The 25,507-nt window shown below is 69.0% G+C and carries 26 protein-coding genes; 12 read left to right on the top strand and 14 right to left on the bottom strand.

The features are described 5' to 3' along the window. Positions 1-4: 4 nt before the first annotated feature. Positions 5-1,207, bottom strand: a complete 1,203-nt coding sequence (locus tag LOK44_RS22130) for an NAD(P)-dependent malic enzyme (RefSeq protein WP_237572245.1) — start codon at positions 1,205-1,207, stop codon at positions 5-7. 131 nt (positions 1,208-1,338) lie between these two features. On the opposite strand from LOK44_RS22130, the gene corA reads away from it, so the two are divergent. Continuing rightward, positions 1,339-2,442 carry a magnesium/cobalt transporter CorA gene (gene corA / locus LOK44_RS22125; RefSeq protein WP_237572244.1) on the top strand — a complete coding sequence of 368 codons (1,104 nt, stop codon included), beginning with the start codon at positions 1,339-1,341 and terminating at the stop codon, positions 2,440-2,442. 21 nt (positions 2,443-2,463) lie between these two features. Here corA and LOK44_RS22120 read toward each other — a convergent pair whose 3' ends face one another. The 7 genes from LOK44_RS22120 to LOK44_RS22090 form a co-directional block, all read right to left on the bottom strand. Further along, on the bottom strand, positions 2,464-3,912 hold the full coding sequence (locus LOK44_RS22120) for an HNH endonuclease signature motif containing protein (protein ID WP_237572243.1): 1,449 nt from the start codon (positions 3,910-3,912) through the stop codon (positions 2,464-2,466). 88 nt (positions 3,913-4,000) lie between these two features. Beyond that, positions 4,001-4,591, bottom strand: coding sequence for a suppressor of fused domain protein (locus tag LOK44_RS22115; RefSeq protein ID WP_237572242.1), 591 nt, complete (start codon positions 4,589-4,591; stop codon positions 4,001-4,003). Continuing rightward, positions 4,588-5,760, bottom strand: a complete 1,173-nt coding sequence (locus LOK44_RS22110; protein ID WP_237572241.1) for an ABC transporter ATP-binding protein — start codon at positions 5,758-5,760, stop codon at positions 4,588-4,590. The genes LOK44_RS22115 and LOK44_RS22110 overlap by 4 nt, the downstream gene beginning before the upstream one ends. A 2-nt stretch (positions 5,761-5,762) precedes the next feature. Beyond that, a complete protein-coding gene (locus LOK44_RS22105) occupies positions 5,763-6,599 on the bottom strand; it encodes a carbohydrate ABC transporter permease (protein ID WP_237572240.1) in 837 nt (278 codons plus the stop codon). 28 nt (positions 6,600-6,627) lie between these two features. Further along, positions 6,628-7,557 (bottom strand): carbohydrate ABC transporter permease, encoded by a 930-nt coding sequence (locus LOK44_RS22100; protein WP_237572239.1) that lies wholly within the window; start codon positions 7,555-7,557, stop codon positions 6,628-6,630. Continuing rightward, on the bottom strand, positions 7,554-8,912 hold the full coding sequence (locus LOK44_RS22095; protein ID WP_237572356.1) for an ABC transporter substrate-binding protein: 1,359 nt from the start codon (positions 8,910-8,912) through the stop codon (positions 7,554-7,556). Before LOK44_RS22095 ends, LOK44_RS22100 begins: the two co-directional genes overlap by 4 nt. 252 nt (positions 8,913-9,164) lie before the next feature. Beyond that, positions 9,165-9,665: a YflT domain-containing protein gene (locus tag LOK44_RS22090; protein WP_163923805.1), complete on the bottom strand. Its 501-nt coding sequence runs from the start codon at positions 9,663-9,665 to the stop codon at positions 9,165-9,167. Positions 9,666-9,782: 117 nt separating this feature from the next. Here LOK44_RS22090 and LOK44_RS22085 point away from each other — a divergent pair, with 117 nt between their 5' ends. Beyond that, complete coding sequence (locus LOK44_RS22085) at positions 9,783-10,508, top strand: DUF4190 domain-containing protein (RefSeq protein WP_237572238.1); 726 nt, start codon at positions 9,783-9,785, stop codon at positions 10,506-10,508. Next, complete coding sequence (locus LOK44_RS22080) at positions 10,508-11,017, top strand: DUF4190 domain-containing protein (protein ID WP_237572237.1); 510 nt, start codon at positions 10,508-10,510, stop codon at positions 11,015-11,017. The genes LOK44_RS22085 and LOK44_RS22080 overlap by 1 nt, the downstream gene beginning before the upstream one ends. Before the next feature lie 6 nt (positions 11,018-11,023). On the opposite strand, the gene LOK44_RS22075 is transcribed toward LOK44_RS22080, so the two are convergent. Beyond that, entirely contained in the window at positions 11,024-11,980 is a 957-nt protein-coding gene (locus tag LOK44_RS22075) for an HpcH/HpaI aldolase/citrate lyase family protein (RefSeq protein WP_237572236.1), read from the bottom strand. A 25-nt stretch (positions 11,981-12,005) separates the two neighbouring features. Here LOK44_RS22075 and LOK44_RS22070 point away from each other — a divergent pair, with 25 nt between their 5' ends. From LOK44_RS22070 to LOK44_RS22055, 4 genes are all read left to right on the top strand, one after another. Beyond that, positions 12,006-13,322 carry a magnesium transporter MgtE N-terminal domain-containing protein gene (locus LOK44_RS22070; protein WP_237572235.1) on the top strand — a complete coding sequence of 439 codons (1,317 nt, stop codon included), beginning with the start codon at positions 12,006-12,008 and terminating at the stop codon, positions 13,320-13,322. Then, entirely contained in the window at positions 13,319-13,894 is a 576-nt protein-coding gene (locus LOK44_RS22065) for a DUF1003 domain-containing protein (RefSeq protein ID WP_237572234.1), read from the top strand. Before LOK44_RS22070 ends, LOK44_RS22065 begins: the two co-directional genes overlap by 4 nt. Before the next feature lie 119 nt (positions 13,895-14,013). Further along, a complete protein-coding gene (locus LOK44_RS22060; RefSeq protein WP_237572233.1) occupies positions 14,014-15,327 on the top strand; it encodes a lytic transglycosylase domain-containing protein in 1,314 nt (437 codons plus the stop codon). A gap of 43 nt (positions 15,328-15,370) precedes the next feature. Further along, the gene (locus LOK44_RS22055; protein ID WP_237572232.1) at positions 15,371-16,513 is read left to right on the top strand and encodes an Mrp/NBP35 family ATP-binding protein; all 1,143 of its coding nucleotides are present in this window, start codon (positions 15,371-15,373) and stop codon (positions 16,511-16,513) included. 26 nt (positions 16,514-16,539) lie between these two features. On the opposite strand, the gene tatB is transcribed toward LOK44_RS22055, so the two are convergent. From tatB to sigE, 4 genes are all read right to left on the bottom strand, one after another. After that, positions 16,540-16,974: a Sec-independent protein translocase protein TatB gene (tatB, locus tag LOK44_RS22050; protein ID WP_237572231.1), complete on the bottom strand. Its 435-nt coding sequence runs from the start codon at positions 16,972-16,974 to the stop codon at positions 16,540-16,542. Positions 16,975-16,978: 4 nt separating this feature from the next. Continuing rightward, on the bottom strand, positions 16,979-18,475 hold the full coding sequence (htrA, locus tag LOK44_RS22045; protein ID WP_237572230.1) for a serine protease HtrA: 1,497 nt from the start codon (positions 18,473-18,475) through the stop codon (positions 16,979-16,981). Between the two features lie 78 nt (positions 18,476-18,553). Further along, positions 18,554-18,949 (bottom strand): anti-sigma E factor RseA, encoded by a 396-nt coding sequence (gene rseA / locus LOK44_RS22040; RefSeq protein ID WP_237572229.1) that lies wholly within the window; start codon positions 18,947-18,949, stop codon positions 18,554-18,556. A gap of 117 nt (positions 18,950-19,066) precedes the next feature. Beyond that, positions 19,067-19,870 (bottom strand): RNA polymerase sigma factor SigE, encoded by an 804-nt coding sequence (gene sigE / locus LOK44_RS22035; RefSeq protein ID WP_237572228.1) that lies wholly within the window; start codon positions 19,868-19,870, stop codon positions 19,067-19,069. Between the two features lie 178 nt (positions 19,871-20,048). Between sigE and LOK44_RS22030 the strand changes: the two genes are divergently transcribed. The 5 genes from LOK44_RS22030 to LOK44_RS22010 all read left to right on the top strand — a co-directional run bounded on the left by LOK44_RS22030 (position 20,049) and on the right by LOK44_RS22010 (position 24,729). After that, on the top strand, positions 20,049-20,708 hold the full coding sequence (locus tag LOK44_RS22030) for an O-methyltransferase (protein ID WP_163923773.1): 660 nt from the start codon (positions 20,049-20,051) through the stop codon (positions 20,706-20,708). 144 nt (positions 20,709-20,852) lie between these two features. Then, on the top strand, positions 20,853-21,515 hold the full coding sequence (locus LOK44_RS22025; RefSeq protein WP_237572227.1) for a TetR/AcrR family transcriptional regulator: 663 nt from the start codon (positions 20,853-20,855) through the stop codon (positions 21,513-21,515). Beyond that, a complete protein-coding gene (locus LOK44_RS22020) occupies positions 21,508-22,419 on the top strand; it encodes an ABC transporter ATP-binding protein (RefSeq protein WP_237572226.1) in 912 nt (303 codons plus the stop codon). Before LOK44_RS22025 ends, LOK44_RS22020 begins: the two co-directional genes overlap by 8 nt. Then, a complete protein-coding gene (locus LOK44_RS22015; RefSeq protein WP_237572225.1) occupies positions 22,416-24,050 on the top strand; it encodes an ABC transporter permease in 1,635 nt (544 codons plus the stop codon). The genes LOK44_RS22020 and LOK44_RS22015 overlap by 4 nt, the downstream gene beginning before the upstream one ends. A 4-nt stretch (positions 24,051-24,054) precedes the next feature. After that, positions 24,055-24,729 (top strand): methyltransferase family protein, encoded by a 675-nt coding sequence (locus LOK44_RS22010; protein WP_237572224.1) that lies wholly within the window; start codon positions 24,055-24,057, stop codon positions 24,727-24,729. A 271-nt stretch (positions 24,730-25,000) separates the two neighbouring features. Here LOK44_RS22010 and LOK44_RS22005 read toward each other — a convergent pair whose 3' ends face one another. Further along, the gene (locus tag LOK44_RS22005) at positions 25,001-25,444 is read right to left on the bottom strand and encodes a hypothetical protein (protein WP_237572223.1); all 444 of its coding nucleotides are present in this window, start codon (positions 25,442-25,444) and stop codon (positions 25,001-25,003) included. Positions 25,445-25,507: the final 63 nt, after the last annotated feature.

The following is a 25,507-nucleotide window of genomic DNA, read 5'->3' as shown; positions in this document are numbered from 1 at the left end:
GGGCTCAGACTCCCGAGGCTTCCGCGACCGCCGCAGCCACCGCAGGGCCGACGCGCGGGTTCAGCGCGCTGGGCACGATGTGGTCGACCGCGAGGTCGTCACCGACCACCGAGAAGATCGCTTCGGCCGCAGCCACTTTCATCTTCTCGGTGATCCGGCGGGCGCCTGCGTCCAGCGCACCGCGGAACACACCGGGAAACGCCAGCACGTTGTTGATCTGATTCGGGAAGTCGCTGCGCCCCGTCGCCACCACGGCGGCATACTTACGCGCCACGTCGGGGTGGATCTCGGGGTCGGGGTTCGACATCGCCATCACGATGCCGCCAGGCGCCATCGTCGCGATCAGCTCTTCGGGCACCAGCCCCGCAGACACGCCCATGAAGACGTCGGCACCGGCGAGCGCTTCGGCGATGCCGCCTCGGAGCGCGCGCGGATTGCTCCTGGTGGCCAGCTCGGCCTTGAAGGGATTGAGGTCGTCACGGTCCGTGTGGACGACGCCCTTGCTGTCGAGCACGGTGACGTCGCTGATGCCCTTGGCAAGAAGGATGTTCGCGCACGCGACGCCGGCTGCCCCGGCACCGGAGATCACGACCTTCTGCGTGTGCATGTCGCGGTCGAGCACCTTGGTGGCGCCCATCAACGCAGCGAGCACGACGATGGCGGTGCCGTGCTGGTCATCGTGCATGACCGGGCAGTCCAGCGCCTCGATCACGCGACGCTCGATCTCGAAGCACCGCGGCGCCGAGATGTCCTCGAGGTTGACCGCACCGAACGTCGGCCGCAGCCGGATGATCGTCTCGACGATCTCGTCGGGGTCCTTCGTGTCCAGCACGATCGGGATCGAGTCGAGCCCGCCGAACGTCTTGAACAGGGCGCTCTTGCCCTCCATCACCGGGAGCGACGCCGCGGGGCCGATGTCGCCGAGACCGAGCACGGCGCTGCCGTCGCTGATGACCGCGACCAGCCTGTTGGCCCACGTGTACTTCGCGGCGAGGGTGCGGTCGGCGGCGATGGCGCGGCTGACCTGGGCGACGCCCGGGGTGTAGGCGATCGACAGGGCGCGCTGCGTGTCGAGTGGTGTCTTCAGATCGATCGAGAGCTTGCCGCCCTCGTGCGCTGCGAAGATCTCGGCGTCGTCGATGACGACTTGCGGCGTGCGGGCATCGGACGGCGTTTCACTCGACGAATCAACAGCACTGTTGGACACCCGCGTCAGGTTACTGCACCCCGGCATCTCACCCGGGTGCTCTCCCGGCTCGTGAGCACGCCGCTGCCAGCCGGCAGGCGTATCATTTCGGCGCCCGAGCAGGGCGCACACCACGGAGAGGGGACCTGGCGATGCCGTCGTTCCGCGCGCTGCAACCCTCGATGCTCAAGGCCAATGCCCGCCGCGCGCCCGAAGCCGACTTCCACGCCATCCACGTGCCGGTCGCGCGGGCGATGGTCGACTGCGGGGTGTACGCCGACGGCAGCCGCCTGCCGGGCAAGTACACCCACGGCGCCGCGCTGTCGAAGGTCCGCGAGCTGGAGGCCGAGGGCGTGGCCGCGTTCGTGTGGATCGGGCTGCACGAGCCCGACGACCACCAGATGCAGTCGGTGGCCGACGTCTTCGGTCTGCACGAACTCGCCGTCGAGGACGCCGTGCACGCCCACCAGCGGCCGAAGCTCGAGCGCTACGACGACACGCTTTTCCTGGTGCTGAAGACCGTCAACTACGTCGAGCACGAGTCGATGGCGAAGGTGCGCGAGATCGTCGAGACCGGCGAGATCATGATCTTCGTCGGCCGCGACTTCGTTGTCACCGTCCGCCACGGCGACCACGGTGGCCTGGCAAGCGTGCGCAAGCACATGGACAGCGCCCCGTCGAACTGCCGGCTGGGTCCGTACGCGGTGATGCACGCGATCGCCGACCACGTCGTCGACTCCTACCTCGACGTCACCGACTTGGTCGAGAACGACATCGACGCGATGGAGGAGAACGTCTTCTCCCCCGACAGCAGCACCGACATCGAGCACATCTACCTGATGAAGCGCGAAGTCGTGGAGCTGCGCCGCGCGGTGAGCCCGCTGGCCAAGGACCTCGAGCGGATGGGCAGCGACTACAACGACCTCGTCTCCAAGGAGGTGCGGCGGTACATGCGCGACGTGCTCGACCACACCATGAAGGCGTCCGACCGAATCGCCAGCTACGACGAGGTGCTCAGCTCACTGGTGCAGGCGGCGGTCGGCAAGGTCTCGATGCAGCAGAACACCGACATGCGCAAGATCTCGGCGTGGGTCGCGATCGCCGCCGTCCCGACCGCGCTGGCGGGCATCTACGGCATGAACTTCGAGCACATGCCCGAATTGTCGTGGACCTACGGCTATCCGGCGGCGCTGTCGGTCATGGCGACGGTGTGCACGGTGCTGTACGTGACGTTCCGGCGCAACCATTGGCTGTAGGCCTCGGGCTGGCCGCGGCGATCAGACCGCGGTGGCGTCGGGCGGTTCTGGTCCGCCGGGGTGGCCGGCGTCGCGTTCAGTGGTTGGCGGGTCGTCGTCGGGTGGCCGCAACAGCAGTTCCGGGCGGTGGTGGTAGTTGACCCGCGACTGTCCCGTGTCCAATGCCGGGGGCGGGGTCCATTCCACGACGCCGTCGACCACCGCGGTGGTCCAGCCGCGGTCGTCGTCGCCGACCATGCGGTTGTCCGCGCCGCACGCCAGACCCAGATCGTCGACGTTCGTGAGACCGCCGGAGGCCCAATCCTCCGCGGCGTGGTGAACCTGGCAGCCGTAGGCGCCCACGGTGCAGCCGGGTTTGGTACAGCCCCCGTCGCGCGCCATCAACATCACCCGCTGCGCCGGGGACGCCACCCGGCGGGTGCGGAACAAATCCAACGCGGACCCCGTCGCGCGGTCGAAGATCGCCAGATAGTGGTTCGCGTGGGAACCCATCCGGATCACGTCCTTGATCGGGATGATCGTCCCTCCCCCGGTCACTCCCACACCGGCACGGGATTCCAAGTCCTGCAACGTGGTGCGGACGATGACGGTGACCGGCAGTCCGTTGAGCCGGCCCAGGTCCCCACCCATGAGCGCGATCCGCCCGATCGCCACTAGCGCGTCGTGTCGCCGCTGCGCCGGCGTGCGCTGATCGTCGTCGATCTGGGCCTGGGTCGGGGTGCCGAACACACACGGCTCGGCATCGGCGGGGTTGCACATGCCGGGTCCGGCCAGCTTGGCCCATGCCGCCTCGAATAGCGCGCGCCCCTCGGGGGTCAAGTCGGCGGTCATGCGGCTCGTGCCATTGGACTGTTGCCTGGCCATCGTCGCGCCGCGTCGCGCCTCGCGTTCGCTCTCGTCGGGTTCCGCACCGTCCTGATCGAGGAGGAACAACCGCCTCTCGGCAGTTCCCTTCAACTCCTTGGGCCCCACCCCCAACGCCACCCGCACCAAGTCCACTTCCAACTGATCGCGGGTCAACGCATCAACAGACCTCGGCAACCTCGCCAGCGTGTCCCGCAGCACCGCGACGTGCTCGGGATTGATCAGCCCCGCCGCCTGGGCAGCCGCGGTAGCCGGCATCAACGGCGCCATCGGATCCCCCGTCAACGACCGCCGCGGTGCCAGATCCGCCGCGTCGGCCAGCCGCTTCCCAGCTTCAGCCGACCCGATCCGCCACCGCACTCGTAGCACTTCATTCCAGGACTTGGCGCCCATCGCCCGCGGCGCGGTCTGAGTCTGCAGCCGGGCCAGCAGACGCTCGCGCTGGGCCGGGAGCTGGCAGCTCAACCCCTCCAATTCGTCCATCGCCGAGAGCAACTCAGCGCTCTGCAAGGTCTCGATCGGCAGGGCGGCCAACGCATCATGGGCGGCGCGCAACCGCGCGATCGTCTCCGCCACGACATCGGCCTGCATGGTTCGAACATACATTCGACCACCGACATTTACCGGCTCAGCGGATCATGCTGAAACCGCTGTGACGCATGAGGATTGGCGGTAGACGACGTCCGGTGACAGGTCAGCTGGGGCTGGCGGCGCGGCGCCGTGGGTCGCGCACGTCCACACCGTCGGTGAGCCACGCCTCGCGCATTGCGTCGGCACCCTTGAGCCGCACCCACGCCGCCTCGGTCGCGGTGATCGGCGTCGCCGACAGCACCGTCACCGGATGATCCCCGCCGACGTCGACGTCCTCGATGTCGCTGCCTGCCAGGAGCACCGCGGTGAACGGGGCGCCCTCCCACAGCGGCGTCTCCAGGTCGATCAACGCATCCTCGACCAGGATCACGCCCTCGATCGACGGCGTGGACGCCACCACCGCGATCGACTTCGCCAGCCCGGCCGGGGTGGGCCCGCGCTGGGAGAGCACCACCTCTGCGCGCGGACCGGTCGACGCGTCCGCCACGAACTCCATCGGATCCATCATCGGGTGCCGCGAACACCCAACGGAGACATAGTGATACACGCCGTCGTCATCGGCGCCGAACCTCAGCACCTCCATCGGCTCCGCGCCAAGGAACGTCACGTTCGCCGCGACGGGGTCACCCGTCACGCCCGCTGCGGCGAAGTGTTCCCGCAGTCGCGCCCGAACCGCTGTGAGGACGTCGCTCACTCTGCCGGCGGGATCGACAGGTTCACGCCAGAGTCGGCGTCGAAGAGCACCAGCCGCGAGGTGTCGAACGCCAACTCCGCCGTCTGGCCTGCCACGAGCTTCGACTCGGTCGACACCCGGGCGGTGAATTCGTTGTCGGCACCGCCGGATTCGACCGCCAGCTCGGCGAGCTGGCTGGCCCGGGCACCTTCGCCCTCGGTGTGGAAGTGCACGTACTTCTCCGCGCCGAGCGACTCGACGAGGTCGACGGTCACCTCGAACGTCAGCCCGCGGATGCGCGCGTAGGTGTCGATGAGCGACGAATCGTCGAGGTGCTCCGGGCGCAGGCCCGCGATCACGTTGGCCGGCTTGGGGTGTTTGCGCAGCAGGTCGGACGCCTCCTGGGTGAGCGTCACCTCGCCAAAGGGCAGCCGCACGCCGACGTCGGTCAGGGTGGCGGGGAAGAAGTTCATCGCCGGACTGCCGATGAACCCTGCGACGAACAGGTTCGCCGGCCGGTTGTACAGCTCCTCGGGGGTGCCGATCTGCTGCGCGACGCCTGCCAGCATCACGACCACGCGGTCACCGAGCGTCATCGCCTCGGTCTGATCGTGAGTGACGTAGACGGTGGTCGTGTTCAGGCGGTTCTGCAGCCGGGCGATCTCCGAGCGCATCTGCACGCGTAGCTTCGCGTCGAGGTTCGACAGTGGCTCGTCCATCAGGAATGCCTTGGGGTTGCGCACGATTGCGCGCCCCATCGCCACCCGCTGCCGCTGACCGCCGGACAACTGCCCGGGCTTGCGGTCCAGTAGCTCGGTCAGGTCCAGCGTCTTGGCGGTCTCCTCCACCTTCGCGGCGATGTCGGCCTTCGACGCCTTGGCCAGGGTCAGCGGGAAGGCGATGTTCTGCCACACCGTCATGTGCGGGTACAGCGCATACGACTGGAACACCATCGCGATGTCGCGGTCCTTGGGCGCCTTCTCGTTGACCCGCTCGCCACCGATGGTCAACTCGCCCGAGCTGATGTCCTCGAGCCCGGCGATCATGTTCAGCGTGGTCGACTTACCGCAGCCGGACGGACCGACCAGGATGATGAACTCGCCGTCGGCGATCGTCAGCGACAGTTCCTTCACCGCCGTCGCACCATTCGGGTAGCTCTTCGACACCCGGTCCAACACGATCTCGGCCATGACTACCCCTTCACCGCACCGGACGTCAGCCCGGCGACGATACGTCTTTGGAAGATGAGCACGAAGATGATGATCGGCACGGTGATCACCATGGCACCGGCCGCGATCGACCCCGTCGGCTCCTCGAATTGCGAACTGCCCGTGAAGTTCGCGATCGCCACCGGCGCAGTGATCGCCCGCTCGGTCGCCGTCAGCGACAGTGCCAGCAGCAGGTCGTTCCACGCGAAGATGAAGACCAGGATCGCCGCGGTCACGATGCCCGGCGCCGCCAGCGGTGCGATCACCTTGCGGAAGGCCTGCGCGGGTGTGGCCCCGTCCATCTTCGCGGCCTTCTCCAGATCCCATGGGATCTCCTTGAAGAACGCCGACATGGTGTAGATCGCCAGCGGCAGCGCGAACGTGATGTAGGGAATGATCAGACCGGGCCACGTGTCGAACAGCCCCACGGCGCGCTCGATGTTGAAGATCGGTGTCACCAGCGAGATCTGGGGGAACATCGCGATCAGCAGCGCCACGCCGACGAGCAGCTTCTTGCCGGGGAACGCCAGCCGCGCGATCGCGTAGGCGGCCATCCCGCCGATCACGACGGCGATGACGGTGGTGATCAGCCCGATGCCGATCGAGTTGACCAGCGCCGAACTGAAGACGTTGCCCTGGAAGATCGCCGTGTAGTTGTCGAACGTCACCTCGGCGGGAATCAGCTTGCCGTCCTTGACACTCGACGTCGGTTTGAGCGACAACGACAGGATCCACAGCACGGGGATCAGGGCGTAGAGCACGACCGCGACGTTGACGACGACCCAGCCCGTGGCGCGACCGGCGCCTGCTCGTTCGTTCATCGGTCTCCCCCGCTCTTCGCGCGAGCGCTCATCGGCGTGCTCCCCCCACGTCGTCGCTGCCGGGCGCGGCCGCACCGAAGATCTTGATGAAGATGAACGCGATGATCGCCACCGACAGGAACACCAGGACGCTGATCGCCGATCCGAGGCCGAGATTGAATGCCTTGAACAGGTTGTCGTAACCCAGGATCGACACCGATCCGGTGTCGTTGGCCCCGCCGGTCAGCACGTAGATGTTGTCGAAGATGCGGAACGCATCGAGCGTGCGGAACAGCAGCGCCACCAGGATCGCCGGCTTCATCAGCGGCAGGATGATCTTGACCAGCCGGGTCCACGAACCGGCGCCGTCGACCTGCGCTGCGTTGAGGAGATCCTGCGGCACCAGCGCCAGCCCGGCGAGCAGCAGCAGCGCCATGAACGGCGTCGTCTTCCACACCTCGGCCAGCACCACGATCGCGAGCGACGGGAACTGTTCGGTCAGGGGCGCACTGCCCTCGGGCAGCAGGTTGGCCAGGTAGCCGGTGCCCGGCGTCCACGCGTAGTACCAGCTGTAGGACGCGGCGACGGTCACGATGCCGTACGGCACCAGGATCGCGGTCCGCACCACGCCCTTGCCGAAGATCGTCCGGTGCATGACCAGTGCAAGCGCCAAGCCGAGCACGAACTCGATGGCCACCGACACGACGGTGATCGCCAACGTCACCGCGAAGGCCGTCCACCAGTAGCCGTCGGTGAGGATCGTGACGTAGTTGCTCAGTCCGACGAACTCGGTGTCGTCCGGCGCGGCGAGGTTGTAGCGCTGCAGGCTCAGCCACACCGCGTAGGCGATCGGGTACGCCGTGACCGCGATCATCAGCAGCACCGCGGGACTGATCAACAGGAAGGCAAGCTTGCGCTCGGACCGCTCGTCGTCGGTGGCGGCGACGGCGGCCGTCGACTCGGTGGGTACCGCGGTCACGGGATCAGCCCCTTGCCGTCGATGGCCTTCTGCACCTGTTCGGCGAGTTCGTCGGCCGTGCGCTCCGGGTCGATCTCGGTGATGGGCGCCAACGTCGCCGAGATGCGGGTCGACACCGCCTGATACACCGGGGTCGCGGGCCGCACTGCCGCGTCGACGAGCTGGCGGCGGATGACGTCGTACTGCGGGTACTTGGCCTGGAAGGCGGGGTCGTCGTACAGCGACGCGCGCACGGCGGGCAGGCCGCCCTCGACCGAGGTGTACCGCTGGTTCTCGGCGTTGCGCAGGCAGCGGATCGCCTCGAAGGCCTCGGCCTTGCGCTGAGTGTTCTTGCCCACCGCCAGGTTCAGTCCGCCGAGCGTGACCTTCGCGGGCTGTCCGGGCACGACGCCCGGGAACTCGGCGAAGCCGAACACCTTCTTGCTCGCCTCGTACGCCGAGGTGAACTGCTCGTCGGACGGCGAGAACGTGCCCTCGTCGTTGATGGCGCTCGCGAGGTCGGGCTGCTGATCGAGCGGCAGGAAGGAGACGCCGCCCTTGACCGCGTTCTCCAGCAGCGAGGGCAGCACGAACGGCCAGTTCACCTCGAGCGCCGCCTTGCCCTGTTCGAGCGCCAAGCGTGCCGTGCCCTCGTCGGTCTGGGTGATCGACGGGTCGGCACCCGGGGCGGTGGCGACGGACTTGATGATCTGCAGCGCCTTTACCGTCGCGGCGCGATGCTCGGGGGTGTCGGTGAGCGTGACGGTCTCGCCGTCCTCGGAGAGGATCTGTCCCCCGGCGCTGGCCAGCAACGTGTTGAACCACACCATGAGGCCCTCGTACTGCTTGGCCTGCACGGCAATCCAACTCGGCTCACCGGCGGCATGCAGGCGGGTGGCGTCGGCCACCATGGCGTCCCAGTCCCGGGGCGGTTCGGGTACCAGATCGGCGCGATACCAAAGCAATTGGGTGTTGGTGGTGACGGGCGCCGCGTACAGCTCGTCCTGCCACTCGGCCGTCTTCAGCGGTCCGGGCAGGGTGTCCTCGCGGGCGTCGGCCTCCGCCTGGCCTGCCGGATCGTCGGAAAGCGGCAACGCCCAACCGGCTTCGGCGAACTCGGCGGTCCAGACCACGTCGAGCGCCATGACGTCGAGGGTCTTGTCGTTGCCGGTGAGTCGGCGAGCCAGCTGCAGCCGCTGGTCGTCGGCGCCCTTGGGCAGGCTGACCTGCTTTATCTCGAACCGGCCGCCGAGTTCCTCGTTGCAGCGCTTCGCCACCGCGGTGAACGTCGCCATCTCGTTGGCCGGTGTGTAGAAGTTGATGACGTTCCCGCCACCGCCGGAGCTGCACGCCGTCAACGACGCCACCGAGGTCATCGTCAGCGCAGCTACAGCCGCAGCGCATAGCCGCCGAGCGCGCACGACCCGCCTCCATCCGCGTCCGACGGGCCGCCGAGGCAGCTCCGTCGCTTCACGTCGCCGCTGGCGCGACGGCGGGCGGGGAAACCTCCCGCGCGCAAACCGTAGAGCGATCTGGGCGTGATGTGCAACACTCCCCGCCGCGTACGGCCGATATCGGGCCGAATCGTGACCTCGGACTTCGCGCGCGGGCGACCACCGCGACACCCGTCAGATAGTCAAGCGCGCCAGCAGATCCCGCCCCTGCTCGGCGGCCTGCGGGTCGCACAGGACGTCGTAGCGTCCGGCGACGAGCTGCATCGTCGAGCTGAAATCCCTTGTGCCGCGGGCCATCGCGTACTGCAGGCCCGAGGTGATCAAGCCGAAGAACACACCGGCGACCAGACCGGCGATCAGCGACCCCCACGGGCTCGGGCTGAAGAAGCCGAGCACCAGACCGATGAACAGGCCGAGCCAGGCGCCGGTCAGCGCACCGCCGCCGAGCACGCGCGGCCACGTCAACCTGCCCGTGACGCGTTCCACCTGCATGAGGTCGACGCCGACGATGGTGACCTGCTGCACCGGAAACTGCTGGTCGGACAGGTAGTCGACCGCCCGTTGCGCTTCGGCGTAGGTGGGGTACGACCCGATCGGCCATCCCTTGGGCGGGGTCGGCAGTGCTGGGGGCATTCCACGTCCCTGCTTCTGTCCTGGTTGAAGCGGGCTGGTCATGTTCGTCTCCTCGGAAGAAGTGAGTTCGCGTCTCTCACGACAACGCACCGGCATGGCTCATCGTGCCCCGAAAGCGCGTCGAACACTCGGTATCGGCGGTGCGCTAGGTTTGGGTCCATGACGAGTGAGGACTCGAACCCAGGTCAGACGTCGTCACCCGACTCGGGCGCCGGGGGGTCGGAACCGGCTCCCCAGGGCTATGAATCGCCCCCGATCGAGGACACCCCGCGACCTGACGAGCGGGATTCCGGCGACTCGGCGCCGGCGTACGCGAACTCCTACGAGCCGCCGTCCCACGAGCAGCCCCGCTACGACCAGTCCTCGTACGAGCAGCCCTCGTACGACCAATCGCAGTACGGCCAACCCGAGTACGGCCAACCCCAGTACGACCAGTCGCAGTTCGGCCAGCAGGCGCCACCGCAGTACGGCACCCCAGGCAACTACCCGCCTCCCCCGCCATACGGCGCCGCCCCCGGCTACGGTCCGCCGCCCGGGTACCCGCCGCCGGGCTATGGCGCACCCGGCTATGGCGCACCCGGCTATGGCGCACCCGGGTATGGCGCACCCGGTTACGGGGCTCCGGGTTACGGCGCTCCCGGCTATCCGGCCTACGGCGCGCAGCCCACGAAGACGAACGCGTTGGCCATTGCCTCACTGGTGGCGTCCGTGGTGTCGCTGTGCGGCATCGGCTCGATCGCGGGCATCATCCTCGGCGTCGTCGCGATCAACCAGATCAAGGTGAGCGGCGAGTCCGGCCGGGGCCTGGCGCTCGCGGGGATCATCGTCGGCGCCGTCACACTGCTGTTCAGCATGCTCTGGCTCGTCCTCGTCGCGGCGGCTTGATGACCAACGGTCCCGAGCAGCCCTACCGCGGCCCGGAGTTCCCCGCACCCGACGGTTCGACGCAGCCGCTGGACTACCCCGCCAACCCCGGGCTGCCGCCGCCGGTCTACTCCGACGGGTGGTCGCAACCGGGCGGATACCCGCCGCCCGGGTATGCGGCTCCCGGCTATCCGGCTCCGGGTCATCCGCAGTCCGGCTACCCGCCGCCCTATCCGCCGTACGCCGGCGGCTACCCGTACGACCCGTATCGAGCGGCCCAGCCTGCGGGCACCAACGGCAAGGCGATCGCGGCGCTGGTCTGCGCGCTGACCGGGCTGCTCTGCGGCCTGCCCGCGGTCGTCGGCGTCGTGCTCGGGATCATCGCGATGCGCGAGACCCGTCGCACCGGGCAGGACGGTTGGGGTCTGGCGCTCGCGGGCGTCATCGTCGGCGGGCTGATCACAGCGGGCATGATCCTGTACCTGCTGCTGATGATCGGGCTCTTCGCGAGCGGCGTCACCACCTTCTGACGAGCGTTACGCGGGCGGTTCGAACGGCGCCGTCGTGCGCGCCATCCCGGCCGCCCTGCCCTTGCCCGCGATCACCAACGCCATCTTGCGGCTCGCCTCGTCGATCATCTCGTCGCCGAGCATCACCGCACCGCGCGCCCCGCCCGCCCTGGACGTGTGCCACTCGTAGGCCTCGAGGATCAGCTCGGCGTGGTCGTAGTCGTCCTGGCGGGGGCTGAAGATCTCGTTGCCCGCGGCGATCTGGTCGGGGTGCAGCACCCACTTGCCGTCGTAGCCGAGCGCCGCCGAGCGAGCGGCAACCCTGCGGAAGGCCTCGGTGTCGCGCACCAACAGGTAGGGCCCGTCGATCGCGTTGATGCCGTGCGTGCGCGCGGCGACGAGGATGCGCATCAGGACGTAGTGGTGGGCGTCGCCCACGTCGTAGCCCTCGGGCTGCTCGCCGACGACCAGGGTGCGCATGTTCAGGCTCGCCATCATGTCGGCCGGCCCCAGCACCAACGACTGCACCCGCGGGGCCGCGGCGATCGCGTCGAGGTTGGACAGGCCCGCGGCATTCTCGATCTGCGCCTCGATTCCGATCCGTCCCACCGGAAGTCCGTGCGTGTGCTCGAGTTGGGTGAGCAGCAAGTCCAGCGCCTGAACGTGCGAGACGTCGACGACCTTCGGCAGCACCACCAGGTCGAGGTGTTCGCCTGCACTCGCCACGACCTCGATGACGTCGGCGTGGGTCCATGGCGTGGTCCAGTCGTTGACCCGGACACCGCGCAGCTGACCGGCCCAGCCGGGTTCGGCGAGCGCGGCGGCCACCCGGGCACGTGCAGCGCCCTTCGCGTCCGGGGCGACGGCGTCCTCGAGGTCGAGGAACACCTCGTCGGCGGGCAGCTGCTTGCCCTTGGCGATCATCTTGTCGCTGCTACCGGGGACCGACAGGACGGTTCGACGGGGGCGATACGGGTTGGACACGCCAACACTCTCTACCCTTTGAGACATGGCGGCGGTGAACAGGGTCTATGCGGCCCGACTAGCGGGGATGGTGGTGCTCGGTCCCGATGGCGAGTCCATCGGGCGCGTTCGCGACGTCGTCATCAGCATCAGCATCGTCAAGCAGCAGCCCCGCGTACTGGGACTGGTCGTCGAATTGCTCACGCGCAGAAGGATCTTCGTGCCGATCCTGCGCGTCACCGCCATCGAGCCGAGCGCGGTCACGCTGACCACCGGCAACGTGTCGCTGCGCCGATTCGCCCAGCGGCCCGGTGAGGTCCTCGTCCTGGGCCAGGTCCTCGACACCCGGGTCCGCGTCGAAGATCCCGAGCTGCCGCAGCTCGCAGGCGTCGACGTCGTGGTCGTCGATCTCGCCATGGAGCAGGTCCGTTCCCGCGACTGGGTCGTCACCCGCGTGGCGGTGCGGAACCACCGGCGCCTAGGCCGGCGCACGTCGGTGCACGCCGTCGAATGGCAGAACGTCATCGGACTGACGCCGTCGGCGCTCGCGCTGCCCGGCCAGGGCGTCGCGCAGCTGCTCGCGCAGTTCGAGGGGCAGCGACCGATAGAGGTCGCCGACGCGATCCGAGAGCTACCGTCCAAGCGGCGATACGAGGTGATCAACGCCCTCGGCGACGAGCGCCTCGCCGACATCCTGCAGGAGCTCCCCGAGAGCGAGCAGGTCGATCTGCTCGAACAGCTCGACACCGAGCGGGCGGCCGACGTGCTCGAGGAGATGGATCCCGACGACGCCGCCGACCTGCTCGGCGAACTGGGTGCCTCGCGCGCCGAGGTGCTGCTGGCCCGCATGGATCCCGAGGACTCCGAACCGGTGCGGCGACTGCTCAAGCACTCCCCCGACACCGCGGGCGGTCTGATGACCTCGGGTCCCGTCGTGCTCGCCCCCGACACCACGGTCGCCGAGGCGCTGGCCCGCGTCCGAGATCCCGACCTGACCCCGGCGTTGGCGTCGCTGGCGTTCGTCGTGCGCCCGCCGACCGCGACGCCGACCGGGCGCTATCTGGGCTGCGTGCACCTGCAGCGGCTGCTGCGCGAGCCGCCAGCCACCCTGGTCAGCGGCATCGTAGACACCGACCTGCCCAACCTGACCCCCGACACCTCGCTGGCCGCGGTCACCCGCTACTTCGCCGCCTACAACCTGCTCTGCGGGCCGGTGGTGGACGAGGAGAACCATCTGCTGGGCGCCGTCACCGTGGACGACGTGCTCGACCACCTCCTACCGCACGATTGGCGTGTCAACGTCGACGAACCCGAACTGCCGGTTGCCGACGTGACGGCCGCGGGCCCCGCTAGGCCGTCATGAGTGAGGCGACGGCGCGTCAGCGCCTCGACACACCCCGTACGTCCCGACGCCTCACCCCGCAGTTCGACGTGGAGGCCGCCGGCCGCTTCGGCGAGAGGTTCGCCCGGTTCCTCGGCACCGGCCGCTACCTGGCGATGCAGACGGTGTTCGTCGTCATCTGGATCCTGCTGAACCTGTTCGCCCTTCAGCTGCAATGGGACCCGTACCCGTTCATCCTGCTGAACCTGGCGTTCTCGACGCAGGCCGCCTACGCCGCGCCCCTGATCCTGTTGGCGCAGAACCGGCAGGAGAACCGCGATCGGGTGGCGCTCGAAGAGGACCGGCGCCGCGCCCAGCAGACGAAGGCCGACACCGAGTTCCTCGCCCGCGAGCTGGCCGCACTGCGAATCGCGGTGGGCGAGGTCGTCACTCGCGACTACCTGCGCCGCGAACTCGAGGACCTACGCGACCTGCTCAACGAATTGCAGCCGCCGAAGGAGGGTGGGAGCAAGTCGAAGTCGGACAAGAAGGGCAAGTCGGCCTCACGCGGTGACACCCGAAGTGACGGGCGTGCCGAACCCTCCAATCCGTGATGTGCGATCTCGCCAACGAGGGTGTTGAAAGCCATTGTGGGGATTGCTGCAACGTATGAAACCGAAGTCGGTATGGTGACCTGGTTCACACGGTGTTTGGCTTGGGTAGGACGGTCTTAGTGCACATTGGCGGACGCGACGTCATCGCAACGGTGCGTCGTCGCGCGGCCCGAGTGGTCCGCACACCAGCTTTCGGCGTTCTCGTCATCGCCCCCGCGGTGCTCATCGGCGCGGTCGGGGCGGCCGCACCCGCGCCCAAGCACACGGTCAGCGCGGACGGCTACATGCCACTCGCAGCCGTCGCGCGCGGTGCCGACGACTCGGGCGTCCGGGTGATCGCCGCCGCCAAGCCGATCAAGCCACTGCGGATCGCCGCGGCCAACCCGTCGCCACCGCCACCGCCGATCGTGTTCAGCACGATGGGCAACATGCGCATCCCAGTGATGGCGCTCAACGCCTACCGCAACGCCGAGCGCATGATGGCGTCGGCCTACCCCGGGTGCGGCGTCAGCTGGAACCTGTTGGCGGGCATCGGCCGCATCGAATCGCTACACGCCAATGGCGGTGCCACCGACGCACGCGGCACGCCGATCCAGCCCATCTACGGTCCGACCCTGGACGGGACGCTGGCGGGCAACGAAGTGATCGTGCAGAGCGTGCAGTCCGGCCGGGTCACCTACGCCCGTGCCATGGGGCCGATGCAGTTCCTGCCGGGCACCTGGGCGCGCTACGCCTCCGACGGCGACAACGACGGCAAGGCCGACGTGCAGAACCTGTTCGACTCGACGCTGGCCGCCGCCCGCTACCTGTGCAGCGGCAACCTCAACCTGCGCGACCAGTCGCAGGTGCTCGCCGCGATCCTGCGCTACAACAACTCGATGGCCTACGCGCGCAACGTACTTGGATGGGCGGCCGCCTACCAGACGGGCGTGGAGCCGGTCGATCTGCCGGTCATCGGCGGCCCGCCGCCGCCGATCTCCGACGTCCACCTCACGACGACCCGCGGCGCAGGTCTCGGCCCGGGCCTGCCGCCCAACGCGACCGGCCTGCCCGCGACCGATCCGCTGGCCGTCACACCGCTGTTCGACATCGGCGGCACCAACGCCGCGGGCACGATCGGGGCACCCGCCGCCGCGCCCGGACCGCTGAACCCCGGTGCCGTCGCACCCGGTGGCGCCCCCGCGCCGTCAGCACCGCAGCAGAACTGCCAGGTGTTCTGCATCCAGGGCACCCCGGTACCGCTGCCGGCCGCCGTCCCACCGCCCGCTCCCGCCCCGTTCGCGCCGCCGCTGTTCGGGCCCCCGAACCCGGTTCCCGCGGCTCCGTTCGCCCCGCCGCCACCTCCGCCCGCGCCCGGCGGACTGCCCGCCGAAGCCGCCCCGGTGCTGCCGCCGGGTCCCCTCGGGCAGCAGCCAGGACCGCCCCCGGCCTGACCTCTGCCGGAGCGGTCGCCGACGCGGCCTAGACTCGCAGGTGATGTCCTCTACAGCCAGCGAACTCGAAACGGCGGTGCGCGCCGCCCTCAACAAGGTGATCGACCCCGAACTGCGGCGTCCGATCACCGAGGTCGGGATGGTCAAGAACGTCACCGTCGACGATTCGTCGGGCGTGCACGTCGAGATCTTCCTGACCACGTCGGCCTGCCCCAAGAAGACCGAGATCACCGACCGGGTGACCAGCGCCGTCTCCGACGTGCCCGGCACCGGCGCGGTCAAGGTCAGCCTCGACGTGATGGACGACGAGCAGCGCGCCGAACTGCGCAAGCTGCTGCGCGGGGACTCCCGTGAACCGGTGATCCCGTTCGCCCAGCCCGGCTCGCTGACGCGCGTGTACGCCGTCGCCTCCGGCAAGGGCGGGGTCGGCAAGTCCAGCGTCACCGTCAACCTCGCCGCGGCGATGGCGGCCCGCGGGTTGGCGGTCGGCGTGCTCGACGCCGACATCTACGGCCACTCGGTGCCCCGCATGATCGGCACCGAGGACCGCCCCACCCAGGTCGACTCGATGATCCTGCCGCCGGTCGCACACGACGTGAAGGTCATCTCGATCGCGATGTTCACCCAGGGCAACACGCCCGTGGTGTGGCGCGGTCCGATGCTCCACCGTGCGCTGCAGCAGTTCCTCGCCGACGTCTACTGGGGCGACCTCGACGTGCTGCTGCTCGACCTGCCGCCGGGCACCGGTGACATCGCCATCTCGGTATCGCAGCTGATCCCCGGCGCCGAGATCCTGGTCGTCACCACGCCGCAGCTGGCCGCCGCCGAGGTCGCCGAGCGGGCGGGCGCGATCGCGCTGCAGACCCGTCAGCGCATCGCAGGCGTGGTCGAGAACATGTCCGGGCTGCTGATGCCCGACGGCACCACCATGGCGCTGTTCGGCGAGGGTGGCGGACGGAAGGTGGCCGAGCGTCTGTCTCTGGCCGTCGGCGCCGACGTACCGCTGCTGGGCCAGATACCGATCGATCCTGCGCTCGTCACTGCGGGTGACTCGGGGACGCCGCTGGTGCTCAGTGCCCCGGATTCACCTGCGGGCAAGGAACTGCGCAAGGTCGCCGACGCATTGTCGTCGCGCAAGCGCGGCCTCGCGGGCATGTCGCTCGGACTGGACCCCGCAGGCCGCTAGGGCGAGCGAAGCGACGGGGGAATGCGCTAGGTCGCGTCGGTGTCGAACCGCGTGGGGCCACCGGACGGCCCGGCGGGCTTGGCCGGTGGCGTGCCGAGGGTCGGTGCCGACACCGGCTTCTCGGTGGGCGTGTCCGAGCCATTGCCCTTCGAGTCACCACCAGGGGTGTCGATCTTCCCGGTGAAGATCGAGTCGTCACCGTCGAGCAGGTGCTTGGTGAGCGCGGCCCGCGGCGTCATGCCGCGCAGCTTCTGCAGTTCCGACAGCGGTTCGCGAAGATCGTCGAACTCCGGGCCCAGGTCCTGGCGCAGCTGAGAAGTCGCTCCGGTCAGGTACTCACGGGCCTGGCGCACCGCGTTGGACGCCCAGCGGATCGCACCGGGCAGCCTCTCGGGGCCGAGGATGACGAGCCCGGCGATCACCAGGACGAGCATCTCGCCCCACCCGACGTTGGCGAACACGGCGCTACTGGCTGGGCTGGTCTGCGTCAGAGCCAGGGGTGATCATCAGCGTGACGGGACGGCCGTCGCGCATCACCTCGATGGGCGACTCCTGGCCGATCTTGAGCTGACGCACCGCCACGATCATCTCGTCGGCGTCGGCAACCTTGCGGTCACCGACCTTGACGACGACGTCGTTCTCGAGCAGGCCGGCCTTCTCCGCCGGGCCACCGACGGTGACGTTGGCGACCTGCGCACCGGAGGCGACGGAGTTGCTGACCGAGCGGGCGGTGAGACCGAGCGACGGGTGAGCGATCTTGCCGTCCTTGATCAGGGCGTCGACGACCTCCTTGACCTCGTTGACCGGGATCGCGAAACCCAGGCCACTTGCGCTGTCCGACAACGACTTTCCGGCAGTGTTGATGCCGATGACCTCGGAGTTCATGTTGATCAGCGGGCCGCCGGAGTTGCCGTGGTTGATCGATGCGTCGGTCTGCACGCCGTCGATGACTGTCTCGGTGTCCGAGCCGTCGCCCGACAGCGGCACGGGGCGGTGCAGCGCGCTGATGATGCCGCTGGTGACGGTGCTGCGCAGGCCGAGCGGGGCGCCCGCCGCGATGACCTCTTCGCCGACGGTGATCTTTTCGGAGTCGCCGAGCCGGGCCACGGTCAGGTTGTCGACGTTGTCGACCTTGAGCACCGCGAGGTCCGTCTTGGGGTCACGGCCGACGAGGTTGGCAGGCACTTCCTTGCCGTCGTTGAAGACGACGGTGAGCTTGTAGTCGGCCGGGTTCTTCGCGGCTTCGGAGATGACGTGGTTGTTGGTGACGATGTAGCCGCGGCCGTCGACGACGACGCCCGAGCCCTGCGAGCCCTCGTTCTTGCTGGTGGCCTCGATCGTGACGACGGAGTCGGCGACGGCCTTGGCGACGGTGGCGAACCGGCCCGGGGGGCCTTCGGGGTTGTCGTCGGTCTCGAGCGTGACCTTGGAGGTGGTGAACGCCTCGACGACCTCGGCGGTCTTGCGTCCGACCCAGCCGCCGCTGAACCCGATGACCAGCGCGAAGATGGCCAGCAGCGCCAGCGCGGTCCACGACACGCGACGGCCGAACAGCACGTCGCGCACGCCGAGCTTGCCTGGGGGCGCGGCGTTGACGGTCGGCGCGGTCTGGGCGACCGCGGGTGTGCCGAGCGACGGCACCGCCGATGGGTCGCGCCACGGGTCGGCGGGTGCGTCGGCGGTCTTGTCGCGCTCGGCTTCGAGGGCGCCGGTGTCGGCGGGGTGGCGCTGCAGCGACTCACCGGAGCCATGCCTGCCAAACGCCTCGGCCAGCACGGGGTCCGGCGGTTGGTTCTTCGGGGCGTACTCGCCTTGGTCCTGCTGCTTGTCGGCGCCGAGAAAGGACCCGGTGAATCCCGCGGGCCTGCCGAAGGTGCGGGTCGCTGCCGGGTCGACCGGCGGACGGGTCACCGGGCGCGGTGTCAGGCGGGGGGTGTTGCCGGACTGGTCCTGATTGGTCACCCGTGTTCACTCTCGGTCGGGGCGCCCGCCGGCGAGATGATCGGCAGGCGCACGCGGGGGTCGTACTCGGGGTCCAGCCTACCGGCGCTTGCGACGGTCACGCAGAACGTCGTCAGCAAATCCGTGCTCCTCGTCGTTGAGGTGCGGATCGGGATGCGGACTGTGCGGGATCTGCGACAACGCACCCAGAAGTGCGGTGGGGACGGCGATCGGATGAGACTCGCGCAACGCCGTACGCGCCTGCCCCTGAGCGTCGACGGCCGACGCGCACTCCGGACACTGCGACATGTGACCCGCGGCGCGCAGGTGGCCCTTCATGCTCAGCTCGCCGTCGACGAACGCGGCGATGGCCTCGGTCGACAGGTGCTCGGTGGAACCGAACTGGCGCGGCCCAACGGGATGGGTGCTCTGCGACGCGAACTGCGTGGGAAGCCAGGAGAACGCCCGACGGAAAACGTGCCCCGGGTCGGCCATCGCTCACGCTCCTCTCCAGTCGCTGCTACTGCGCGGCGCGCACTATTCGAATGTAGCGCGAGCGGCGCCGTGAAACACCCATCAGCACCGTTCGGCACCCGATGGCGTGCGGTCGGGTCAGGCCGAGCGGACCTGATGACTGGCGTAGCCGTCCTCGGCGGTCGAGTGCGCGGCGAGGTAGTCGCGCAGCGCCTGGCGACCGCGGTGGATGCGGCTGCGGACGGTGCCGAGCTTGACGCCGAGCGTGGCGCCGATCTCCTCGTAGCTCAGACCCTCGATGTCGCACAGCACGACAGCGGCGCGGAACTCCGGAGGCAGCGAGTCCAGCGCAGCCTGCAGGTCCGGCCCGAGCCGCGAGTCGTGGTAGATCTGCTCGGGGTTCGGGTCGTCGGCGGGGACGCGGTCGTAGTCCTCGGGCAGCGCCTCCATGCGGATGCGGCTGCGGCGGCGGACCATGTCCAGGAACAGGTTCGTGGTGATGCGGTGCAGCCAGCCCTCGAACGTGCCCGGCTGGTAGTTCTGCACCGAGCGGAACACGCGGATGAACGTCTCCTGGGTGAGGTCCTCGGCGTCGTGCTGGTTGCCGGACAACCGGTAGGCCAGACGGTAGACGCGGTCTGCGTGCTGGCGCACCAGCTCGTCCCAGGACGGCATCGAAGCCTGGTCGCCGGTCGCGTCGAATACCGCGGTGCCGGTCAACTCGTCGGTGGGCTCGACCCAACCCGATTGGCCTGCGTCAGCGCCTGCCTGCTCGAGGTGAGCCATGAACACGGGGGACGTGCTTGTGGTGGTCGTCGGATCCTCCAGATCGCTCTTGCGGACGCCAATGTCCGGCGTCGTTGCCACGTGCCGAACAACGGCTTCCCCGGCGCGAGAATTCCCGCCATCGCGGCCGTGCTGCGGGACTGCGCCGTGTGTCATGGGGATTACCGTTCCCGACCCTGGTGAGGTTGGCATATGAGCAAACTGAACTTTTCCTGAGAATGCGGGCTACCCATGCCGCGAAGTGCACAAACCGCCTCGAAATGGGTTCATCTCGGCGTCGGGACACGGGCGTGTCGGGGAGTGCCGCCGATCGGTCGGCCTCTACGCTGCGGGCATGGCCAGCTCCGATGACGCTCAGACGCGGCCGAGTCGCTCGGAGTCGCTTCTCACGCACGCCGAACAGTCGATCACCGAGGACGCGATCACCGCTGCCGCGCGAGAGCGCTCCGACGACAGCGGAGCGGGCGCCGTGACGCCTGCAGTCGGGGCGCTGCTGAGCGTGCTGGCGCGGCTCGCCGGCGCCAAGGCCGTCGTCGAGGTCGGCACCGGCGCAGGGGTCAGCGGCCTGTGGCTGCTGGCGGGCATGCGCGAGGACGGCGTGCTGACGACCATCGACGTCGAACCCGAACACCAGCGCCTAGCCAAGCAGGCCTTCGCCGAGGCAGGCGTCGGGCCGTCGCGGACCCGGCTCATCGGCGGGCGTGCCCAGGAAGTGCTCACCCGCCTGGCCGACGACTCGTACGACCTGGTGTTCATCGACGCCGACCCGATCGATCAGCCGCAGTTCGTCGCCGAGGGCGTGCGGCTGCTGCGTGCCGGCGGAGCGATCGTCGTGCACCGCGCCGCCCTCGGTGGCCGTGCCGGTGACGCGAATGCCGCCGACAAGGAGGTCGCCGCGGTACGCGAGGCGGCCCGGCTCATCGCCGAGGACGAGCGCCTCACCCCGGTGCTGATCCCACTCGGCGACGGCCTGCTCGCCGCCGCCCGCGACTGATCCTCGCCTCCTTCGGCGAGCGTGCGTGTCTGCGGGCGACACGCCGCCTCGAAACCCGAGTCCACGCACACTCGCGCCAACGGCTGAGCCCTCTTCGCGCCGCACTCTTGACCGCCGACTGAACGCGCGTTTAATCTACTAAACGTGCGTTCAGTCGACGACCTCACGGCAACGGCCCGCATCCGCGACGCGGCCATCGACCTGTTCGGCCGCGACGGGTTCACCGTCGGCGTGCGAGCGATCGCGACGGCCGCAGGGGTGAGCCCGGGCCTGGTCATCCACCACTTCGGCTCGAAAGAGGGCCTGCGCAAGGCGTGCGACGACTACGTCGCCGAGAGCGTGTACGGCAGCAAGAGCGAGGCGATGCAGACCTCGGACCCGGCGACGTGGTTCGCCCAGCTCGCCGAGATCGAGGCCTACGCGCCGCTGATGGCGTACCTGATGCGCAGCCTCCAGACCGGTGGCGATCTCGCAAAGGCGCTGTGGCGCAGGATGATCGACAACGCCGAGCGGTACATCGAAGAGGGCGTGCGGGCCGGCACCGTCAAGCCGAGCCCGGACCCCAGGGGCCGCGCGCGCTTCCTGGCCATGGCCGGGGGCGGGTGCTTCCTGCTCTATCTGCAGATGCACGACGATCCCACGAACCTGCGCGCCGTCCTGCACGACTACGGCGAGGACATGCTCCTGCCCGCGCTCGAGATCTACACCAACGGGCTGATGGCCGACGCCACGATGTACGACGCCTTCCGCGCTCAGCGCGAGCAGGGTTCCCCCTTGATCCCCGGAGAGAGGAAAGATGATGACTGACAACGCCAATCGGCCAGCGGTCGAGATCAGCGGACTGTCCAAGTCATTCGGCCGAACACGCGCGCTCGACGGCCTCGACCTCACCGTGGCACCAGGTGACGTCACCGGCTTCCTCGGACCCAACGGTGCCGGCAAGTCGACCACCATCCGGGTGCTGCTCGGACTGCTGCGCGTCGACGGCGGAACCGTCCGACTCCTCGGCGGCGACCCGTGGCGCGACGCAGTTGCCCTGCACCGCAGGATCGCCTACGTGCCGGGCGACGTCACGCTGTGGCCCAACCTCACCGGCATGCAGGCCATCGACTTCCTCGCAGGCCTGCGCGGCACCGACGCGGTCGACGAGAAGCGACGAGACCAACTGATCGAACGCTTCGAAGTCGATCCCCACAAGAAGGCCCGCACCTACTCCAAGGGCAATCGGCAGAAGGTGGCGATCGTCGCCGCATTCAGCACCCGCGCCGAACTGTTCGTCCTCGACGAGCCGACGTCGGGCCTGGACCCGCTCATGGAGCAGGCATTCCAGCAGTGCGTGCGGGAGGTCGCCGACCAGGGCGCCGCGGTCCTACTGTCCAGCCACATCCTCGCCGAGGTCGAAAAGCTCTGCGACACGGTCACGATCGTGCGCGCCGGACGCACCGTCAGGTCCGGCTCACTCGAGCAACTGCGCCACCTGATGCGGACCACGGTGACCGCGCGCGTCCGCGGCGACGGGCGCGGGCTCGACGGCGAACCGTACGTGCACGACCTCCGGGACGACGAGGGCCTGCTGCGCTTTGCGGTCGACCGCGGTGACCTCGACCGGGCGATGAACCGGCTCACCGAACTCGGCATCGACGAACTGACCGTCGCACCGGCATCACTCGAGGACATGTTCCTGCGCGAGTATCAGGGCGCCGACCGATGACCGCGCCGGCAACGGCCGCCTCGACGGCCACACGTCACGGACGGCACGAGGCCTCCCCCATCGGGTCACCCTGGACCGGCACGGCGCGCCTCATCCGGCATGCGTTGCGCCGCCACCGAATTCGGCTGTCGGTGTGGATCGCGGTCCTCACGCTGACCATGGCCTACTCACCCAACGCCATCGAGCTGGCCTACCCCGACGAGGCGTCGCGGCTCGCCAGGGTCAACCTGCTCAAGACCCCTGCCGGGATGATGCTGGGCGGCCCGATGTTCGGCGGCAACGAGACCGACCTCGGCGCGATGATGGCGAACGAACTGATGCTCACGCTGATCGTGGCGACATCGATACTCGCCATCCTCACCGTGATTCGCCATACCCGCGCCGAGGAGGAAAGCGGCGCAGCGGAACTCGTCCTGGCCTCGGTCGTCGGACGCTACGCCCGGACCAGCGCTGCGCTCGTCGTCGTCGCGGCGGTGAACGTGGTGCTGGCCATCACGATGACGGCGGCCATGTCGGCCACCGGATTCGAGGTCGTCGACACCGCGGCGATGTGCATCGGCGTCAGCGCGGTGGCCATGGCGTTCGGTGCGGTCGCCGCCGTCACGGCGCAGATGTGGCGGCAGGCCCGCACCGCGACCGGGGCGGCGATGGCGACGCTCGCCCTCGCGGCGCTGCTGCGCGGGGTCGGCGACGTGATCGACGACTCCGGCAGCGCGGTCAGCTGGCTCTCGCCGATCGCCTGGGCTCAGCAGATGCGCCCCTTCGTCGATCTCCGGTGGTGGCCCCTGGCCCTGCTGCTCGCGCTCACCGCCGGTCTGATCGCGGCCGCGGCGGTACTCGAGGCACGGCGGCAGTACGACGACGGCACGGTCGCCTCCAGCGGAGAACGTCCCACAGCGCGCCGGATCCATGGCGTGCTCGGCCTGCACCTGGTGCTGGCGCGCGGGCAGACGATCGGCTGGTCGGTCGGACTGTTCGCAGCGGGCCTTGCCTTCGGCTCGATGACGAAGTCCCTGCTCGATGCCGCGGCGACCAACGAACTGCTGGCCCGGGTGCTCGCCGCGCAGGGCACCGACGGCGTCTACACGACGATGACGCAGTTCCTGGCTGCCGCCGCGAGTGCCTACGTCGTGTCGGCGGTGCTGCGGGTGTACTCCGACGAGCAGTCCGGGCTCGGGGAAACAGTTCTCGCGGGGGCAGTTTCGCGGTGGCGCTGGCTGCTGACGGCCGTCGCGTCGGCGGTGTTCGGCGCTGCAGTGCTGATGTTCTTCGCCGGCCTCGGCAACGGTCTGGGCGCAGGCATCGCGCTCGGCGAACCCGGCACCGTGGTGCGGCTGACCCTGGCGGGTGTGGCATTCGTCCCAGCGCTGGCCGTGCTGGCCGGTGTCGCAGCACTGGGCGTCGCGCTGCGGCATGCGTGGATCGGTTGGCTCGCAGTGACGTTCGTCGTCACATCGCTGTATCTGGGCGCGCTGCTTCGCCTGCCTCAATGGCTGATCGACCTGTCGCCCGTGGGACGGACCACCGTCCCGACCGACGTGCCCGTCGTCGCGCTGGTCGTGATGACGGTCGTCGCCGGGCTGTTGGCAGGCGTCGCCGGCTGGCTCTACCGACGCCGGGATGCGGCGTAGGCCCATGAAGCTCGCGTTGAAGACAATCGCCGCCATGGCGTTCAGCGTCGTATTCTTCGGCGCAGCGCTGTTCGTCCCGGCGGGCACGGTCGACTACTGGCAGGCCTGGGTGTTCATCGCGGTGTTCCTGACCGCGACGATGGTGCCGAGCGCCTATCTGGCCGTCCGCGACCCGGCTGCCCTGGCGCGCAGGATGAAGGCAGGTCCGACGGCGGAGACTCGGCCGGCACAGCGGATCGTCATGTCGGCGACGGTGCTACTGGTCGTCGCCACGCTGGTGGTCTCGGCGCTCGACCACCGGTTCGGCTGGTCGTCGGTCCCGCTGTGGCTCATCGTCGTCGGCGACGTCCTCGTCGTGGGTGGCCTCGTCCTGTCGCAGCTGGTGGTCGTGCAGAACTCCTACGCGGCCGCCACCATCACCGTCGAGGCGGACCAGCCGCTGGTGTCCACCGGGCTGTACGGGGTGGTTCGCCATCCGATGTACCTCGGGGCGCTGATCATGATGGTCGGCATGCCACCCGCGCTGGACTCCCTGTGGGGACTCGTGGTGGTCGCCGCCGCGCTCCCGGTGCTGGCCGCGCGCATCCTCGACGAGGAGAAGATGCTCCGCCAGGAGCTGCCCGGCTACCCCGAATACGTTTCGCGCGTACGGAAGCGTCTGGTGCCTGGCGTCTGGTGACGACCGGCCGTCGCATACTTGACGCGTGAAACTCGATGCCCGCTCAGTCGATCGCAGGCCACCCGCGGACGGCGACCAGCCATGACCACACCGGAGAAGCCGTGCCCCGGTGGCGGGAAGGACTGGACGGTCGACATTGAGGGCCGGCCAATCTGCCCCCGCTGCAGGCGGCGCTTGCCGACCGTGGCGGGCAAGCGCCGATCGATCCGGGACACTCCGAAAGTCCCTCCGCACGAACGGCCGGCGCGGCGGACCGGGTCGTGACCGACGGTCAGTAGCACTCGCCGGGGTGCACCATGTAGCACTGCGGGCATATCTTCTCGACCACCTCGGCGCGACGCTTGTCCTTCAAGGCCTCTGGGAGGGCGTGGCCGTCCAGCGGCTCGAAGCTCACCTCGGGCTTGACCTGCCGCAGGCGCTTGAGCCACGCCGTCACGTGCTCGTAGAGGTCATGTGTCGGTTGGTAATTCAGCAGTTCGCGGTAGCCGTAGGAATTCGTCAGCACCAGCGACGTCGAGGGCATCGTCCCGTCCAGGATGTGCCGGACGCTGGTGACGAACCTCTTCATGTGGGCCGGGGTCTTGCCGTGCCGGGTGGCCATCTCCTCGTGACCCAGACCTTCGGTCATCTCGCGGTAGACGACCCCGTGGCGCTTCTGGCTCGTCTGCAGGATGCCTTCGATCTCGCTCTGCAGTTCGGGTGTCATCTCGCTCATGTCGGACCTCTCAATTCGTCGCCGACGATCGTCTGACCTTACCGCCAGAAACAACCGTCACCC

The sequence above is a fragment of the Mycolicibacterium lacusdiani genome, from assembly GCF_021916785.1.
GTDB lineage: Bacteria > Actinomycetota > Actinomycetes > Mycobacteriales > Mycobacteriaceae > Mycobacterium > Mycobacterium lacusdiani.
Note: the sequence above shows the minus strand (reverse complement) of the source record. Positions and strands in the feature narration are given on the sequence as shown.

Bases quoted from the DNA above. Each gene is read 5' to 3' on its own strand.
- LOK44_RS22090 (WP_163923805.1), bottom strand. From the start codon at position 9,665: ATGACCAGCCCGCTTCAACCAGGACAGAAGCAGGGACGTGGAATGCCC.
- LOK44_RS22120 (WP_237572243.1), bottom strand. From the start codon at position 3,912: ATGTATGTTCGAACCATGCAGGCCGATGTCGTGGCGGAGACGATCGCG.
- corA (WP_237572244.1), top strand. From the start codon at position 1,339: ATGCCGTCGTTCCGCGCGCTGCAACCCTCGATGCTCAAGGCCAATGCC.
- LOK44_RS22005 (WP_237572223.1), bottom strand. From the start codon at position 25,444: ATGAGCGAGATGACACCCGAACTGCAGAGCGAGATCGAAGGCATCCTG.
- LOK44_RS22095 (WP_237572356.1), bottom strand. From the start codon at position 8,912: ATGACCTCGGTGGCGTCGTTGACGGCGTGCAGCTCCGGCGGTGGCGGG.
- LOK44_RS22020 (WP_237572226.1), top strand. From the start codon at position 21,508: ATGACTGACAACGCCAATCGGCCAGCGGTCGAGATCAGCGGACTGTCC.
- LOK44_RS22015 (WP_237572225.1), top strand. From the start codon at position 22,416: ATGACCGCGCCGGCAACGGCCGCCTCGACGGCCACACGTCACGGACGG.
- sigE (WP_237572228.1), bottom strand. From the start codon at position 19,870: ATGACACACGGCGCAGTCCCGCAGCACGGCCGCGATGGCGGGAATTCT.
- LOK44_RS22110 (WP_237572241.1), bottom strand. From the start codon at position 5,760: ATGGCCGAGATCGTGTTGGACCGGGTGTCGAAGAGCTACCCGAATGGT.
- LOK44_RS22080 (WP_237572237.1), top strand. From the start codon at position 10,508: ATGACCAACGGTCCCGAGCAGCCCTACCGCGGCCCGGAGTTCCCCGCA.
- LOK44_RS22010 (WP_237572224.1), top strand. From the start codon at position 24,055: ATGAAGCTCGCGTTGAAGACAATCGCCGCCATGGCGTTCAGCGTCGTA.
- rseA (WP_237572229.1), bottom strand. From the start codon at position 18,949: ATGGCCGACCCGGGGCACGTTTTCCGTCGGGCGTTCTCCTGGCTTCCC.
- LOK44_RS22070 (WP_237572235.1), top strand. From the start codon at position 12,006: ATGGCGGCGGTGAACAGGGTCTATGCGGCCCGACTAGCGGGGATGGTG.
- LOK44_RS22065 (WP_237572234.1), top strand. From the start codon at position 13,319: ATGAGTGAGGCGACGGCGCGTCAGCGCCTCGACACACCCCGTACGTCC.
- LOK44_RS22105 (WP_237572240.1), bottom strand. From the start codon at position 6,599: ATGAACGAACGAGCAGGCGCCGGTCGCGCCACGGGCTGGGTCGTCGTC.
- LOK44_RS22055 (WP_237572232.1), top strand. From the start codon at position 15,371: ATGTCCTCTACAGCCAGCGAACTCGAAACGGCGGTGCGCGCCGCCCTC.
- LOK44_RS22085 (WP_237572238.1), top strand. From the start codon at position 9,783: ATGACGAGTGAGGACTCGAACCCAGGTCAGACGTCGTCACCCGACTCG.
- LOK44_RS22030 (WP_163923773.1), top strand. From the start codon at position 20,049: ATGGCCAGCTCCGATGACGCTCAGACGCGGCCGAGTCGCTCGGAGTCG.